The following is a 15,175-nucleotide window of genomic DNA, read 5'->3' on the forward strand; positions in this document are numbered from 1 at the left end:
CCATGCGTCTCTTGCACCTGATCCCCCTGCTGCTCTGCCTGCTGGCCCCAAGCGCCTTCGCCGAACGCCTCTACCAGGTCGAACTGCTGGTGTTCCGCCAGGCCGGCGACCCCGTCGTCGCGCCCAAGATCGCTCCCGACGACTGGGCCGGCACCGCCCTGCCGATCGCCGGCAACGAACGCCCCACGGCGCTGGACAACGAGGCGGCCAAGCTCAACCCCGGCAACGGCTACCAGTTGCTGCTGCACAAGGCCTGGAGCCAGAGCATCGGCAGCAGCCCGAGCCGCGTCGCGGTGAGCAGCGGCGAGGCGCAGTTCGGCCACCATCCGGTCGAGGGCACGCTGAGCTTCACCCAGGAACGCTTCGCCGACCTGGAACTGGAACTGTGGATCAACCAGTTCAGCGCCGACGGCCTGCTCGATGCCAGCGAGCACCTGAAGATCGCCCAGCGCCTGAAGGACAACAGCCTGACCTACCTGGATCACGGCAGCCTGGGCGCGCTGATCCGCATCAGCCCGCTCTGAGCGGAGGCCAGACAGGAGAGCGCCGGGAGCGGTTTGGCGCGCAAGCCCCAGAGGGGTGAAACGCAGGAATGTGCCGAACGATGCAAAAAGGGCCGCTAAGCGGCCCTTTTCGTTATCCGGGGAACCAGGCTCAGCCCGCCAGCACCCGCGCCAGCACCGACTTGACCGTGCCCATGCCCTGCTCCAGCACCCGCTCGATCTCGGCCATGGTGATCAGCGCGCTGGACTTGCCCGCCGCCGGGTTGACCACCAACGCCAGGCAGGCGTAAGGCAGCGCCAGTTCGCGCGCCAACACCGCCTCAGGCATGCCGGTCATGCCCACCAGGTCGCAGCCGTCGCGCTCCATGCGGGCGATTTCCGCAGCCGTCTCCAGGCGCGGGCCCTGGGTGCAGCCGTAGACGCCGTGATCGCTGAACGCGGCGTGCTCGGCGCGCAGCGCCGCCACCAGTCGCTCACGCAGCTGAGCATCGTAAGGCTGGCTGAAATCGACATGGGTGACGTGCTCCAACTCGCCCTCGTAGAAGGTATGGGCGCGCCCCGCGGTGTAATCGATGAGCTGGTGTGGCACGCAGAAATGCCCGGTGGCCATGGCCGCATGGATGCCGCCGACCGCGTTGACCGCGAGGATCGCCTTGGCCCCGGCCTGCTTCAGCGCCCAGAGGTTGGCGCGGTAGTTGACCTGATGCGGCGGAATACGGTGCGGCTGGCCATGGCGGGCGAGAAACAGCACCTCGCGCCCGGCGTAGTCGCCGCGCAGCACATCGGCCGACGGCGCGCCGTAGGGCGTATCCAGCGGCAATGCTTCGCGGATGGTCAGGCCTTCGAGCTGGGTCAGGCCGGTGCCGCCGATAATCGCGTAGACAGTCATGGGCGCTCCTCAGTCAAGCAACTGGGCGGCTCGCAGCGCCGCCACGGCAGTCAGCCAGCGTGGCGCCTGGCGGTATTCGGTACTGGCGTGTGCACGACCGCGCATACGCGCCAGGCGCGCCGGCGGCGTCACCTGCCGGCGTTGCAGGGCCGTCAGCGCCAGCTCGGCGGCGGCGCGGTCGTTGCACACCAGGCCCATGTCGCAACCGGCGCCGAGCGCCGCCTCGATGCGCTGGCCGGCATCGCCGACCACATGGGCACCAGCCATGGACAGGTCGTCGCTGAAGATCACCCCGTCGAAGCCCAGCTCGCCGCGCAGGATGTCCTGCAGCCAGCGCCGCGAGAAGCCGGCCGGCTGCGCGTCGACCTGCGGGTAGATGACGTGCGCCGGCATCACCGCATCCAGCTCGCCAGCCAACAGCTTGAACGGCTGCAGGTCGCAGGCACGAATTTCATCGAGGCTGCGCTCGTCCAGCGGAATCGCCACATGGGAATCGGCCTCGGCCCAGCCGTGGCCGGGAAAATGCTTGCCGGTGGCGGCCATGCCGGCCTCGCGCATGCCGCGGATAAAGGCGCCGGCCAGGCGCGCGGCGCGCTGCGGATCGCCCTCGAAGGCGCGACTGCCGACCACCGCACTCCGTTGGTGATCGAGGTCCAGCACCGGGGCGAAACTCAGGTCCAAGCCCACCGCTAGCACCTCGGTGGCCATCAACCAGCCGCAATGCTCGGCCAGGGTCTCGGCATTGTCGTTGTCGGCGATGGCGCGCATCGCCGGCAGACGCAAAAAGCCCTGGCGCAGACGCTGCACCCGACCGCCTTCCTGATCCACCGCCAGCAGCAGATCCGGACGCAGGGCGCGGATGCTCTGGCACAGCTCGCGCACCTGGCGCGGCGATTCGATATTGCGGGCGAAGATGATCAGCCCGCCCACCTCGGGCTGGCGCAGCAGCTGGCGATCCTCGGCGGTCAGCCAGGTGCCGGCGATATCCAGCATCAGAGAGCCTTGCATGCGTGTCGTCACATAAAATCCTTAGCGAAGATCCGCCCCGGCCCACTGCGGGCAGGGCGCCTCGTCGATCCTGACCGGGCAGTGCGGTGCCACCCGATCGAACAGGGCCAGCATGTCGGCGTTGCGCAGGCGCACGCAGCCATGCGAGAGCGGCACGCCCATGGGTTCGCTATCGGGCGTGCCATGCAGGTAAATATAGCGGCGAAAACTGTCCACCTGGCCAGAACGATTGCGTCCCGGCTCCAGGCCGCTGAGCCAGAGAATGCGGGTGAGAATCCAGTCGCGCCGGGGAAACTGCTCGTGCAGCGCCGGCGACCAGATCTCGCCGGTCCAGCGTCGGCCGCGCAACACCGCGCCCAGCGGCAGGCCGGCGCCGATCTTCGCCCGCACCTGGTGCAGGCCGCGCGGCGTGCAGCCGGAGCCGTTGCGCTCCCCCGCCCCGTTCAGCGCGGTGGAAACCGGCAGGCGCAGCAGCAACTGCCCCGCACGGAAACCGTACAGGGCCTGATCAGCGATGGAGATATGCAGCAGATCGAGATCAAACATGGGCGGCTAGCTTAGCCGAAGGCCAACGCCGCGCCCACCCGCAGACGTCAAACCTTTGCCGGCGCGCTCGCGCTCTTGCTGCGTGGCTTGAGCTGCGCGGCGGCCAGCGCCGGGTCGTTGACCCCGGTCTCGGAGCGCATGCCGGCGGCGAGGAACGGCACCATCATGCGCATCACCTGCTCGATCGAGGTGTTGACGCCGAAATCGGTCTCGGCCATGGCGCGCAGCGCCTTGATTCCGGACATGCTGAAGGCCGCCGCGCCGAGCATGAAATGCACGCGCCAGAACAGCTCCAGCGGCGGGATGCGCGGCGCCGCCTCGTGCACCAGCAGCATGTAACGGCGGAACACCTTGCCGTACACCTCTTCCAGGTACTTGCGCAGGTGGCCCTGACTCTGGCTGAAGGCCAGGCCGAGCAGACGCATGAAGATCGACAGGTCGTTGCCGCTGCGCGGCTTGACCGCCAGCGCCTGCTCGACCAGCAGTTCGAGCAGTTCTTCGAGGCTGGCCGGGGTATCGGCCTTGGCCTGACGCCGATCCAGCTCCTTCTCCAGGCTGGCGCAGAAAGGCCCGAGGAAGCGCGAGAAGACCGCCTGGATCAGCGCCTTCTTCGAGCCGAAGTGATAGTTGACCGCCGCCAGGTTGACCCCGGCCTTGCTGGTGATCAGACGCAACGAGGTTTCGGCGAAGCCTTTTTCCGCGAACAGCTGTTCCGCAGCATCGAGAATGCGTTCAACGGTTTCCGACTGAGCCATGAGCTATCACCTGACAAACACTTGTTTGAAACATACGTTTCAGCCCACTGCATTGTCAAGCCGCACGAGCCGTCTTTTGGCCAGCCGGTCACAGCTTACAACAAGCACAGACGCAGATTGCCCGTCGCAGATTACAGGGCGGCCGGCGGGAAGGCGAAATTGTGCGTTGCCAAGCCGGCCTTACTGTATATAATCCCAGTCACTGTATAAAAAGACAGAGCGCCGCCATGCTGAAACTGACGCCACGCCAAGCCGAGATTCTCGCCTTCATCAAACGCTGCCTGGAAGACAACGGCTACCCGCCCACCCGCGCGGAAATCGCCCAGGAACTCGGTTTCAAATCGCCCAACGCCGCCGAGGAACACCTTAAGGCCCTGGCCCGCAAGGGCGCCATCGAAATGACTCCGGGCGCCTCGCGCGGCATCCGCATCCCCGGCTTCGAGCCGAGCAACGAGGACGAAGGCCTGCCGGTCATCGGCCGGGTCGCCGCCGGCGCGCCGATTCTCGCCCAGCAGCATGTCGAGGAATCCTGCCAGATCAACCCGGCCTTCTTCCAACCCAAGGCCGACTACCTGCTGCGCGTGCGCGGCATGAGCATGAAGGACATCGGCATCTTCGACGGCGACCTGCTGGCGGTACACACCACCCGCGAGGCGCGCAACGGCCAGATCGTGGTGGCGCGGCTGGACGACGAAGTCACGGTCAAGCGCTTCAAGCGCGAAGGCAACAAGGTCTGGCTGATCGCCGAGAACCCCGAGTTCGCGCCGATCGAAGTGGATCTGGAACACCAGGATCTGGTCATCGAAGGTTTGAGCGTCGGCGTGATCCGTCGCTAGAGGAGGCTCCATGCAGTTCCCGCACCCACTCGATCGCCCGCAAATGGCGCTGTTCGATGCCTTCCTCGGCCAACCGACAGAAGTCCTGCTGGAGCCAGGACTCGCCGCCCCGCTGCTCGACGAGTCCGAAGCCTTCAGCGAACTGTCGCTGCGCGGCGCGGCCGGACACTGCCTGCACCTGCTGGCGCCGATCCTGCGCGAACTGAGCGAGAACCTCGATGCCCGCTGGCTGACCCTGGTGGCGCCGCCGGCCAGCCTGACCCAGTCCTGGCTGCGCGAAGCCGGTTTGAACCGCGAACGCATCCTGCTGTTGCAACCTCGCCGCGGCCAGAGTGCCGTGGAGCTGGCCGAGGAGGCGCTCAAGCTGGGCCGCAGCCATACCGTGGTGAGCTGGCTGCACCCTCTCGAACGCGGCACGCGCCGCCGTCTGGCTCAAGCCGCCGAGATAGGCGCTGCGCAGAGCCTTAATATCAGCTTGGGCTAGATCGCAGGGCACCTTCCCTGCAGCCTCCCCCCAAGCCATCCCGTCGCCCGGATGCCTCCACTGAGTCGCGGATCACGTCCGGGCTACGGCTACAGCCAGCAAGGTATCCGACCAACGAAAACGGGACTCCCTTGGAGCCCCGTTTTGCTTGCCGCGCCGCGGAAAATTCAGTGCAGTACCCGCGGCCCTTCGTCCTCGGCGCTGTAGTCGCCCTCGGCCAGGCGTCCGGCCATCTGCACCCCGACATTGAGCATGGCCTTGGCCACCTCGACGTGCTGGCCCTGCAGGAAGGCCTTGGCATCGGCGGAGAAATCCAGGGTCACCAGGGCCTCCTCGTCTTCCGCACGACGCAGGGCGATACGCCCATCGGGCAGTTCGACGATTTCCAGAAAGGATGTAGGCATGGTTCAGGTTCTCCACGAAAGGCCGGCATTGTACCAGCCGACCGGGCATGACCCCAGCCCGCCGATCCAGATGACGACGGATGAGCTCCAGGCTGAGCCGGCGCGGCTCAGCACTCGCTGAGCGATTCGCGAAAGCGCAGCACCAGTTCCTTGAGCTGCTGACGCCAGGCCTCGAGGGTTTCCGGCGCCAGTTCGGCCGCCTCGTCCTCGACGCTGAGTGCGGTGATCAACGGCAAGCCAGGATCGACCTTGGCCTTCTTCTCGCCCTGCGGCGGCCGGAACAGCTCGGCATAGGCCGCCAGCAGCTGTGCCAGCCAGGTTTCCGGCTGTTGCGCCAGCTCCACCAGCTCGGCCAGTTCCGGGCTCGGCGCGCTGTCGAGCACCGCGCGAGTGAGCAGGAGTTCGGCGCGCGGCTGGGCGGCATCGGCCATGCGGTAATAGCCGGCAACCTCGTGGCACAGCCCGAGCAGCCCGCCATAGAGGTGGAACAGGGCCGCCTCGCGCTCGGCCTGCACCAGTGCCTGGGCGTTGAACGCACCCTCCGCCTGCGCCTTGCGCCAGGCGTCCAGGGCCAGGCCGGCGAAGAAGATCTTCTGGTTGGTGCGGGTATAGAGCTCTTTGGCCATCGGGGCGATCTCCACTGCGGATCGAGCCATGATACGCGCGCCGGCCTCGACCGGCGCGCACCTCGTCAGGACAGGCTCAGCGCTTGTCTTCGACCTTCCACTTGCCGCCGTCGAAGAAGGCGCGCCAGCCGGTGGGCTTGCCGTCCACCTCGGACTGCACGTACTGCTCCTTGGTCTTGCGGCTGTAGCGGATCACCGCCGGACGGCCGTCCGGATCCTTGGCCGGAGCGGCCAGCAGGAAGTGGTACTTGGGATCGATCTCGCTCTTGTGCGGAATCAGCTCCAGCACCAGCGGCGCGCGGGTCTCGCGATTCTTGGGGAAACCGCTGGCGGCGAGGAACAGGCCGGAGGCACCGTCGCGCAGCACGTAGGTGTCGTCCACCTTCTCGCACTTGAGCTCGGGCATCTTCACCGGGTCCATCTTCGGCGGCGCCGCCTCACCGTTCTTCAACAGCTTGCGGGTGTTCTTGCAGCTGGCGTTGGTGCAGCCGAAGAACTTGCCGAAACGGCCGGTCTTGAGCTGCATCTGGCTGCCGCACTTGTCGCACTCCAGGCTCGGCCCTTCGTAGCCCTTGATGCGGTACTGGCCCTGCTCGATCTCGTAGCCGGCGCAATCGGGGTTGTTGCCGCAGATATGCAGCTTGCGCGTCTCGTCCAGCAGATAGGCGTCCATCGCCGTGCTGCAGATCGGGCAGCGGTGCTTGCCGAGCAGCACCAGGGATTCGGATTCGCCCTCGTCGTCCGCGGCGATCTCGTCGCCCGGCACCAGGTTGATGGTGGCCTTGCAGCGCTCCTTCGGCGGCAGGCTGTAGCCGGAGCAGCCGAGGAACACGCCGGTGGAGGCGGTGCGAATCATCATCGGCCGGCCGCATTCGCGGCAGGGGATGTCGGTGGTGGTCGGCTGGTTGGCGCGCATGCCGCCCTCGCCCGCCTCGGCCACCTCGAGCTTCTTCTTGAAGTCGCCATAGAACTCGTCGAGCAGGTGCTTCCACTCGCGCTCGCCCTGGGCCACGTCGTCGAGATGCTCTTCCATCGCGGCGGTGAAGCCGTAGTCCATCAGGTTGGCAAAGCTCTCGTCGAGACGCTCGGTGACGATGTCGCCCATCTTCTCGGCATAGAAGCGGCGGTTATGCACCGTGACGTAGCCACGCTCCTGGATGGTGGAGATGATCGCCGCGTAGGTGGACGGGCGGCCGATGCCGCGCTTCTCCAGCTCCTTGACCAGGCTGGCTTCAGAGTAGCGCGCCGGCGGTTTGGTGAAGTGCTGGCTGGGGTCGAGCTGGATCAGCTTGAGGCCTTCGCCTTCCTTCATTTCCGGCAGCACGTCGTCCTCACCCGGCTTGCTCTGCTGAGGCAGCACGCGGGTGTAACCGTCGAACTTGAGGATGCGGCCCTTGGCACGCAGCTCGAAGTCGCCGGCGGCCACGGTGACGCTGGTGGACAGGTATTCGGCCGGCGGCATCTGGCAGGCGACGAACTGGCGCCAGATCAGGTCGTACAGGCGCTCGGCGTCGCGTTCCATGCCGGACAGCTGGGTCGGGCGCAGGTTGACGTCGGACGGACGAATCGCTTCGTGCGCCTCCTGAGCGCCTTCCTTGCTCGAATAGAGGCTGGGCTTGCCCGGCAGGTACTTGTCGCCGTACTCGCTGCCGATGAAGCCGCGCACCATCTCCACGGCATCGTTCGATAGATTGGTCGAATCGGTACGCATATAGGTGATGTAGCCGGCCTCGTAAAGACGCTGGGCCATCATCATGGTCTTCTTCACCCCGAAGCCGAGACGGTTGCTCGCCGCCTGCTGCAGGGTGGAGGTGATGAAGGGCGCCGACGGCTTGCTGCTGGTCGGGCGGTCTTCGCGCTTGACCACGCTGTAGCTGGAAGCCTTGAGCTTCTCCAGCGCGGCCATGGCCTGCGCTTCATTGACCGGTTTGAAGGCAGTGCCGTTCTCGCGCACCACCTCGAAACGCACCTTGGCGTTCTTCGCCGTGCCGAGGTCGGCGTGCACCTCCCAGTATTCTTCCGGGACGAAGGCGCGGATTTCCTTCTCGCGCTCGACTACCAGCTTCACCGCCACCGACTGCACACGGCCGGCAGACAGGCCGCGGGCAATCTTGGCCCACAGCAGCGGCGAGACCATGTAGCCCACCACACGGTCGAGGAAGCGCCGCGCCTGCTGGGCGTTGACGCGGTTGATATCCAGCTCGCCGGGCTTGGAGAAGGCTTCCTGAATCGCCTTCTTGGTGATCTCGTTGAACACCACGCGCTTGTAGCGAGCGTCGTCGCCACCGATGGACTCGCGCAGGTGCCAGGCGATGGCCTCCCCCTCGCGGTCCAAGTCGGTTGCGAGATAGATGGTGTCGGCATCCTTGGCCAGGCGGCGCAGTTCCTCGATCACCTTTTCCTTGCCGGGCAGGATCTCGTACTTGGCCTTCCAACCGTGTTCGGGGTCGACGCCCATGCGCGCGAACAGCTGGCGCTTGGCCTTTTCCTTGGGCGACAGCGCAGGCGCTTCGCCGGCGGCCTTGCCGCGCTTGGCCGGCTCCTTGGTGGCGCTTGCCGAACCGCTGGTAGGCAGGTCACGGATATGGCCGATGCTCGACTTCACCACGTACTGGCTGCCCAGGTACTTGTTGATGGTCTTGGCCTTGGCCGGGGATTCCACGATGACCAGCGATTTGCCCATGGATCAGAAAATTCCTGAATTGCGAAATATAGAAGGCAGGGAGCCTTGAGGCCCCGCTATATATAGTGGCGACCGAGCGAAGGTCAAGCGCAGGGGCTGCGCACTCAGACTTGCGAAGTGCCGATCGGGCTGACTTCGGCCTGAATCAAAGCAAAGCGTGGAACACGCTTGCCGTCCACCTCGACCTCTTCGCAGAACATGCTCAGCGGCCGCACCCACAGGCCGAATTCGCCGTACAAGGCCTGGTAGACCACCACTTCTTCCTCGTTCTCGGAATGGCGCGCCACACCGAATACGCGATACTGCGGGCCCTTGTAGTGGCGATAGAGTCCTGGCTGCAACTGCATGAGAGGTTCCCGAAATAAAAAGCCGTAAAAAGCAAAACCGGGGCACTGGGCCCCGGTTTCTGTCCGCTAGCGCTTAAACGCGCTCGAAGACGGTGGTGATGCCTTGGCCAAGGCCCACGCACATGGTGGAGACACCGAAGGTGCCGCCGTTCTGCTTCATGACGTTGAGCAGGGTACCGGAGATACGGGCACCGGAACAACCGAAGGGGTGACCCAGGGCGATGGCGCCGCCGTGCAGGTTGACCTTCTCTTCCATCTTGTCGAGCAGCTTGAGGTCCTTCAGCACCGGCAGGGCCTGGGCGGCGAAGGCTTCGTTGAGTTCGACGAAGTCGATGTCCGCCATGGTCAGGCCAGCGCGCTTGAGCGCCTTCTGGGTGGACGGCACCGGGCCGTAACCCATGATCGCCGGATCGACGCCGGCCACGGCCATGGCGCGCACCACGGCCATCGGCTGGATGCCGAGATCCTGAGCACGTTGGGCGCTCATGACGATCATGCAGGAAGCGCCGTCGGTGATCTGCGAGGAAGTACCCGCGGTCACGGTGCCGCCTTTCGGGTTGAACGCCGGTTTCAGCGCGGCCAGGCTCTCCAGGGTGGTTTCCGGACGAATGGTTTCGTCGAAGTCGTACACCTTGAGGAAGCCGTTCTCGTCGTAGCCCTGCATCGGGATGATTTCATCCTTGAACTTGCCTTCGACGGTGGCCTTGTGCGCTAGACGGTGCGAACGCTCACCGAAGGCATCCTGCTGCTCGCGGCTGATGCCGTGCATCTTGCCCAGCATTTCGGCGGTCAGGCCCATCATGCCCGAGGCCTTGGCGGCGTACAGCGACAGGTGCGGGTTCGGGTCGACGCCATGCATCATGCCGACGTGGCCCATGTGCTCCACGCCACCGACGACGAACACGTGGCCGTTGCCGGTCTGGATCGCCTGCACGGCGGTGTGCAGGGCGCTCATGGACGAACCGCACAGACGGCTGACGGTCTGGCCGGCGCTGGTGTGCGGGATCTGGGTCATCAGCGACGCCATGCGCGCGATGTTCCAGCCCTGCTCCAGGGTCTGGTTGACGCAGCCCCAGATCACGTCCTCGACTTCTGCCGGGTCCAGCTTGGTGTTGCGTGCCAGCACGCCGCTGATCAGGTGCGCCGACATGGTCTCGGCACGGGTGTTGCGGTGCATGCCGCCCTTGGAACGACCCATCGGGGTACGACCGAAGTCGACGATCACTGCATCTCTAGGATTCAGGCTCATAAATTCACTCTCGCTCTAGTCGTTGCGCGCTTAACCGAAGAACTTCTGGCCTTTGGCAGCCATTTCGCGAAGCTTGGCGGTCGGGTGGTACAGCGCGCCCAGGTCGGCGTACTTGTCGGCCAGGGCGACGAACTCGGCGACACCGATGGAATCGATGTAGCGCAGCGCACCGCCGCGGAAGGGAGGGAAGCCGATGCCGTAGATAAGGCCCATATCGGCCTCAGCTGCGGTGTCGACGATGCCGTCTTCCAGGCAACGAACGGTTTCCAGGCACAGCGGGATCATCATGAAGTTGATGATGTCCTCGTCGGTGACTTCACGCTCTTCGACCACGATGGACTTGAGCAGCTCGTAAGCAGCCGGGTCGGAGACCTTCTTCGGCTTGCCGCGCTTGTCGGTCTCGTAGGCGTAGAAGCCCTTGCCGTTCTTCTGGCCCAGGCGGTTGGCGTCGTACATCACGTCGACGGCGGTCTTGCCTTCCACGGCCATGCGGTCCGGGAAGCCTTCGGCCATCACGTCACGACCGTGGTGGCCGGTATCGATGCCGACCACGTCGGAGAGATAGGCCGGGCCCATGGGCCAGCCGAACTTCTCCATGACCTTGTCGATGCGCACGAAGTCGACACCGAAGCCCAGCAGCTTGGAGAAGCCGCCGAAGTACGGGAACAGCACGCGGTTGACCAAAAAGCCCGGGCAGTCGTTGACCACGATCGGGTTCTTGCCCATCTTCTTGGCGTAGGCCACGGTGGTGGCGACGGCCACTTCGCTGGACTTCTCGCCACGGATGACTTCCACCAGCGGCATCATGTGCACCGGGTTGAAGAAGTGCATGCCGACGAAGTTTTCCGGACGCTTGAGCGCCTGGGCCAGCAAGGAGATGGAAATGGTCGAGGTGTTGGAGGCCAGGATGGCGTCTTCACGCACCACGCCTTCCACCTCGGCCAGCACGATCTGCTTGACCTTGGGGTTCTCGACCACGGCCTCGACGACGATGTCGACATTGCCGAAATCACCGTAGGACATGGTCGGACGGATGGCGTTGAGGGCTTCGGCCATCTTCGCCGGGGTCATGCGGCCCTTCTCGACGCGCTTGCCGAGCAGCTTGGAAGCCTCGGTCAGGCCCATCTGGATACCCTCTTCGCGGATATCCTTCATCAGGATCGGGGTGCCCTTGGAGGCCGACTGGTAGGCGATGCCGCCGCCCATGATGCCGGCGCCGAGTACGGCAGCCAGTTTCACGTCGCGGGCGATTTCGTCGTGGTGCTTGGCCTTCTTCTTCAGCTCCTGATCGTTGAGGAACAGGCCGATCAAGCTCTCGGCGACCGAAGTCTTGGCCAGCTTGACGAAGCCGGCAGCCTCGACTTCCAGCGCCTTGTCGCGGCCGAAGTTGGCGGCCTTCTGGATGGTCTTGATCGCCTCGACCGGAGCCGGGTAATTCGGGCCGGCCTGGCCGGCGACGAAGCCCTTGGCGGTCTCGAAGCACATCATCTGCTCGATGGCGTTGAGCTTGAGCTTTTCCAGCTTGGGCTGACGCTTGGCCTTGTAGTCCAGCTCGCCGGAGATGGCGCGCTTGACCAGGTCCAGCGCGGCTTCCTTGAGTTTGGCGGGAGCGACGACGGCGTCGACGGCGCCTACCTTGAGGGCGTCGGCGGCGCGGTTTTCCTTACCGGAGGCGATCCACTCGACGGCATTGTCGGTACCGATCACGCGCGGCAGGCGCACGGTGCCGCCGAAGCCCGGGTAGATGCCCAGTTTGACTTCCGGCAGACCGATCTTGGCGGTCTCGCTCATCACGCGGTAGTCACCGGCCAGGCACATCTCGAAACCGCCGCCCAGGGCGATGCCGTTGATGGCGACCACGGTCGGCACGGCGAGGTCTTCGAAATCGCTGAAGATCTTGTTGGCTTCCAGGTTGCCAGCCACCAGCTCTGCGTCGGGCAGTTTGAAGTTGTCGACGAACTCGGTGATATCGGCACCGACGATGAACACGTCCTTGCCACTGGTGACAATCACGCCCTTGATCGAACCGTCGGCCTTGATCGCGTCGACGGAGGCGCGCAGCTCGTTGAGGGTAAGACGGTTGAATTTGTTGACGGACTCACCCTTGAGGTCGAAATTCAATTCGACGATGCCGCTCTCAAGAGCCTTAACCGTGATGGCTTTACCTTCGTAAATCATCAACTGATCTCCACGGTATGGAAGCTGAACAGTACACATCGGAGCCAACCGGCAGGCCAGCCCGCGGCAACGCCGCACGAGCATAGCCCCAATCGGTACGACACACCCGCCGACGCGATAATCGGGCTGCATAAGGCGCGCCTTTCCAGGCAAACGCTCAATTCATACGCCCGTTTGATTTGGGTGTGCACACCTTCGGGGAAAAGCCGACGCTTGTCAATTGGCCTTCTTGCGCGGCGTGCGCATCCCTGGCGCAAACCCAGGCCTGCCGTGGCCTGGGCCAGGGCCCGATAAACGCCATCGATAACGCACCATTGCGGCGCTTTAAGGCGCCCCGGCGGCCGGCCGCCTGCGCCTAGCCAAATCCCTGCGCTGCAGGTACAGTCGTCTCACTTTCGGCTGGCACAGCGCCATCCGGCTGCAATACCACAACAAATCGAGCCCCACGATGGGCCGCACGGAGTCCCCAATGTCGAGCCGCCGTTCGCTGGCATTTTCCCTGAGCGCCCTGCTCGTCTTCCTCTTCGCCTTCGTCTCGCCATCCCTGCTGGCCGCACCGGCCGACGATCTGCTGCGCCTGCACCAGCTGCGCCTGGCCACGCAGAAGAGCCTCGGCGACTTCTATATGTACAACGGCATGGAGGGCGACCAGCGCTACGCACGGATGATCGGCGAATCGCTGCAGGAGGCCCAGGGCCACCTAGATGCCCTCGGCGAGATGCCCGGCGAGGGCGCCAAGGCGCTGCGCAGCCAGTGGCAGGGCGAATGGCAGGGCTACCGCGACGGCCTGCAGGCGCTAATGGAGGCCATGCGCAGCCAGGGCTACACCGACCTGCAGCCGGTCGCCGACCTGGCCGACAGCAACCAGCGGCTGATGGCCATTGCCCAGGAGCTGTACCAGAAAATCCAGCAGGAAAGCGGCTACAGCGTACCGACCTTGACCCAGCAGAGCCGCGAGCAGAGCCTGCTGATGCAGGGCATCGCCCTGGACTACGCCTCGCGCAGCGCCTCGATCGGCGGCAGTTTCTTCGGCGGCGGCGAGGAGCGCGCCATCGACGAGTTGGTCGGCGAGTTCGCCAGCAAGCTCGACGGGCTCAATCGTGCCCAGCAAAACACCCCGGAGATCAGCGCAGCTCTCGGCAGTATCGGCACCAAATGGCGCTATATCGAGAAATCCCTGCTGAACTACAACGAGAACAGCGTGCCCTTTCTGGTCAGCAAGTATTCCGACAGCATCATCGAAGGCCTCGAAGGCGTAGCCGCCCAGTACGCAGCCAACCAGCACTGATGCCACAGTTTTTCCGGCCTGCCTGGCCCGATTCAGGCCCGGTGCTCGCACCGGGCTTTTCTTTGTCCGCCCTCAGCCGGCACCCTGCCCGCCAGGCCCGGTCGTAACAATAAGCGGCCGCTTAACGGGCGCAATGGGGCCATACTTGCTGCAGAGCCATTCGTACCCTTAAGGAGGAGTTCACCATGCCCTACCAGCATATTCTGGTCGCCGTCGACCTGACCGAGGAATGCGACCCCGTGGTGGTTCGCGCACAGAAGCTGGCCAAGGCCAGCGGCGCCAAGATGTCCCTGGTGCATATCGTCGAGCCGATGGCCATGGCCTTCGGCGGCGACGTGCCGATGGACCTGTCGATGCTGCAGCAGCAGCAATTCGAGCAGGCGCGCGAACGCCTGAACAGCTTTACCGGCAAGTACCCGGAACTAACCGCGGATCAGCGCCACCTGGCCTACGGCCAGCCGCGCCAGGAAATTCATCGTCTGGCCGAGGAACAGGGCTGCGACCTGATCGTAGTCGGCAGCCACGGCCGCCACGGTTTGGCGCTGCTGCTTGGCTCCACCGCCAACGACGTGCTGCACGGCGCGCCTTGCGACGTGCTCGCAGTGCGCTTGAAGAAAGCCGAGAAAAGCGCCTGAAACGTGAGTATGAGGAGCGCTCAGCGCTCCTCATACCGGGATAGCGTCACTCGAACGACTCGCCGGCACTCATGACCAGCGGGCGGATCTTCTGCAACTGGGTCTCCAGCGACACCGTCATGCTCGACGACATGGAGAAGAAGGTGAGGAAGGCCTTGAGGTTGGAATCGCCGTCGCAGGTATCGTGGATGCGCTGCCAGAACGCCTGATTGACCAGCTTGAGTTGCTGGAACAGGCGCACCAGGCCCTTGAGCTCCCAGTCCGCCAGGCGTCCCTCGCGCATGTTGAAGTACTGCCGCGCCAGGTACAGCGACACCGCGCGCAGGATGAACTCCTGGTTGCTGGCGAACGGCAGGTGGTTCTGCGCCATGGGCTTGAGGCGCGCCAGCACTGGGCAGGCGCTGGTGGCCATGATCACCCCGAGCAGCGCGCGCAGGCCCTCTTCCAGGCCGACCTGCTTGGTGTACTCGCGCTCCGGCGTACGCACCCACACGCTGGCCTTCTTGAACGCCGGCAGGCCGCGGAAATCCTCGATCACCCGGTGCAGGTCGACCGCCGCCGGGCAATGGCTGAACTGCTCGCGACTGAGCGGGCAGTTGCTGCACTGTTGGTGTCCCAACCGGGTCCAGGCCGGGGCCTGCTGCGCCTGGGCAGGGTCGTATTCGCGGTTCAGCTCGATCCGGTAGCTGAACTGATGATTGTCGTCGAGGGTGATGCGGTACTCGATGGCCATGTCTGTGCGTT

At 64.9% G+C, this 15,175-nt stretch carries 16 protein-coding genes; 5 read left to right on the forward strand and 11 right to left on the reverse strand.

What is annotated here, in order from left to right:
• The first annotated feature begins 2 nt into the window (after positions 1-2).
• Positions 3-524 (forward strand): CsiV family protein, encoded by a 522-nt coding sequence (locus EA796_RS01450; RefSeq protein ID WP_122107256.1) that lies wholly within the window; start codon positions 3-5, stop codon positions 522-524.
• A 130-nt stretch (positions 525-654) separates the two neighbouring features.
• On the opposite strand, the gene EA796_RS01455 is transcribed toward EA796_RS01450, so the two are convergent.
• The 4 genes from EA796_RS01455 to EA796_RS01470 are packed head-to-tail and all read right to left on the reverse strand — an operon-like array spanning position 655 to position 3,701.
• Positions 655-1,392: an S-methyl-5'-thioinosine phosphorylase gene (locus EA796_RS01455; RefSeq protein WP_021444013.1), complete on the reverse strand. Its 738-nt coding sequence runs from the start codon at positions 1,390-1,392 to the stop codon at positions 655-657.
• 9 nt (positions 1,393-1,401) lie between these two features.
• Positions 1,402-2,400, reverse strand: a complete 999-nt coding sequence (gene nagZ / locus EA796_RS01460; RefSeq protein ID WP_122107257.1) for a beta-N-acetylhexosaminidase — start codon at positions 2,398-2,400, stop codon at positions 1,402-1,404.
• Positions 2,401-2,421: 21 nt separating this feature from the next.
• Complete coding sequence (locus tag EA796_RS01465; protein WP_122107258.1) at positions 2,422-2,946, reverse strand: L,D-transpeptidase; 525 nt, start codon at positions 2,944-2,946, stop codon at positions 2,422-2,424.
• Positions 2,947-2,993: 47 nt separating this feature from the next.
• Positions 2,994-3,701 (reverse strand): TetR/AcrR family transcriptional regulator, encoded by a 708-nt coding sequence (locus EA796_RS01470; RefSeq protein WP_021444493.1) that lies wholly within the window; start codon positions 3,699-3,701, stop codon positions 2,994-2,996.
• Positions 3,702-3,928: 227 nt separating this feature from the next.
• On the opposite strand from EA796_RS01470, the gene lexA reads away from it, so the two are divergent.
• Together lexA and sulA are read left to right on the forward strand one after the other, a co-directional pair.
• Positions 3,929-4,537, forward strand: a complete 609-nt coding sequence (lexA, locus tag EA796_RS01475) for a transcriptional repressor LexA (RefSeq protein WP_122107259.1) — start codon at positions 3,929-3,931, stop codon at positions 4,535-4,537.
• 10 nt (positions 4,538-4,547) lie between these two features.
• Positions 4,548-5,021 (forward strand): SOS-induced cell division inhibitor SulA, encoded by a 474-nt coding sequence (sulA, locus tag EA796_RS01480; RefSeq protein ID WP_021444492.1) that lies wholly within the window; start codon positions 4,548-4,550, stop codon positions 5,019-5,021.
• Between the two features lie 167 nt (positions 5,022-5,188).
• Here the strand turns inward: sulA and EA796_RS01485 are convergent, their stop codons facing one another.
• From EA796_RS01485 to fadB, 6 genes are all read right to left on the reverse strand, one after another.
• On the reverse strand, positions 5,189-5,425 hold the full coding sequence (locus EA796_RS01485; protein WP_021444491.1) for a hypothetical protein: 237 nt from the start codon (positions 5,423-5,425) through the stop codon (positions 5,189-5,191).
• Positions 5,426-5,532: 107 nt separating this feature from the next.
• Positions 5,533-6,051: a DUF6586 family protein gene (locus EA796_RS01490; RefSeq protein WP_122107260.1), complete on the reverse strand. Its 519-nt coding sequence runs from the start codon at positions 6,049-6,051 to the stop codon at positions 5,533-5,535.
• Positions 6,052-6,127: 76 nt separating this feature from the next.
• On the reverse strand, positions 6,128-8,734 hold the full coding sequence (gene topA, locus EA796_RS01495; protein WP_122107261.1) for a type I DNA topoisomerase: 2,607 nt from the start codon (positions 8,732-8,734) through the stop codon (positions 6,128-6,130).
• Positions 8,735-8,838: 104 nt separating this feature from the next.
• On the reverse strand, positions 8,839-9,081 hold the full coding sequence (locus tag EA796_RS01500) for a DUF1653 domain-containing protein (protein WP_021444487.1): 243 nt from the start codon (positions 9,079-9,081) through the stop codon (positions 8,839-8,841).
• Between the two features lie 73 nt (positions 9,082-9,154).
• Entirely contained in the window at positions 9,155-10,330 is a 1,176-nt protein-coding gene (fadA, locus tag EA796_RS01505; protein ID WP_122107262.1) for an acetyl-CoA C-acyltransferase FadA, read from the reverse strand.
• Between the two features lie 30 nt (positions 10,331-10,360).
• On the reverse strand, positions 10,361-12,508 hold the full coding sequence (fadB, locus tag EA796_RS01510) for a fatty acid oxidation complex subunit alpha FadB (protein WP_021444485.1): 2,148 nt from the start codon (positions 12,506-12,508) through the stop codon (positions 10,361-10,363).
• Positions 12,509-12,977: 469 nt separating this feature from the next.
• On the opposite strand from fadB, the gene EA796_RS01515 reads away from it, so the two are divergent.
• Positions 12,978-13,796, forward strand: coding sequence for a hypothetical protein (locus tag EA796_RS01515; RefSeq protein WP_122107263.1), 819 nt, complete (start codon positions 12,978-12,980; stop codon positions 13,794-13,796).
• A 185-nt stretch (positions 13,797-13,981) separates the two neighbouring features.
• Positions 13,982-14,431 (forward strand): universal stress protein, encoded by a 450-nt coding sequence (locus EA796_RS01520; protein ID WP_021444483.1) that lies wholly within the window; start codon positions 13,982-13,984, stop codon positions 14,429-14,431.
• Between the two features lie 46 nt (positions 14,432-14,477).
• On the opposite strand, the gene EA796_RS01525 is transcribed toward EA796_RS01520, so the two are convergent.
• Positions 14,478-15,164: a hypothetical protein gene (locus EA796_RS01525; protein WP_021444482.1), complete on the reverse strand. Its 687-nt coding sequence runs from the start codon at positions 15,162-15,164 to the stop codon at positions 14,478-14,480.
• Between the last annotated feature and the right edge of the window lie 11 nt (positions 15,165-15,175).

The sequence above is a fragment of the Pseudomonas sp. AOB-7 genome (genome assembly GCF_003696305.1).
GTDB lineage: Bacteria > Pseudomonadota > Gammaproteobacteria > Pseudomonadales > Pseudomonadaceae > Aquipseudomonas.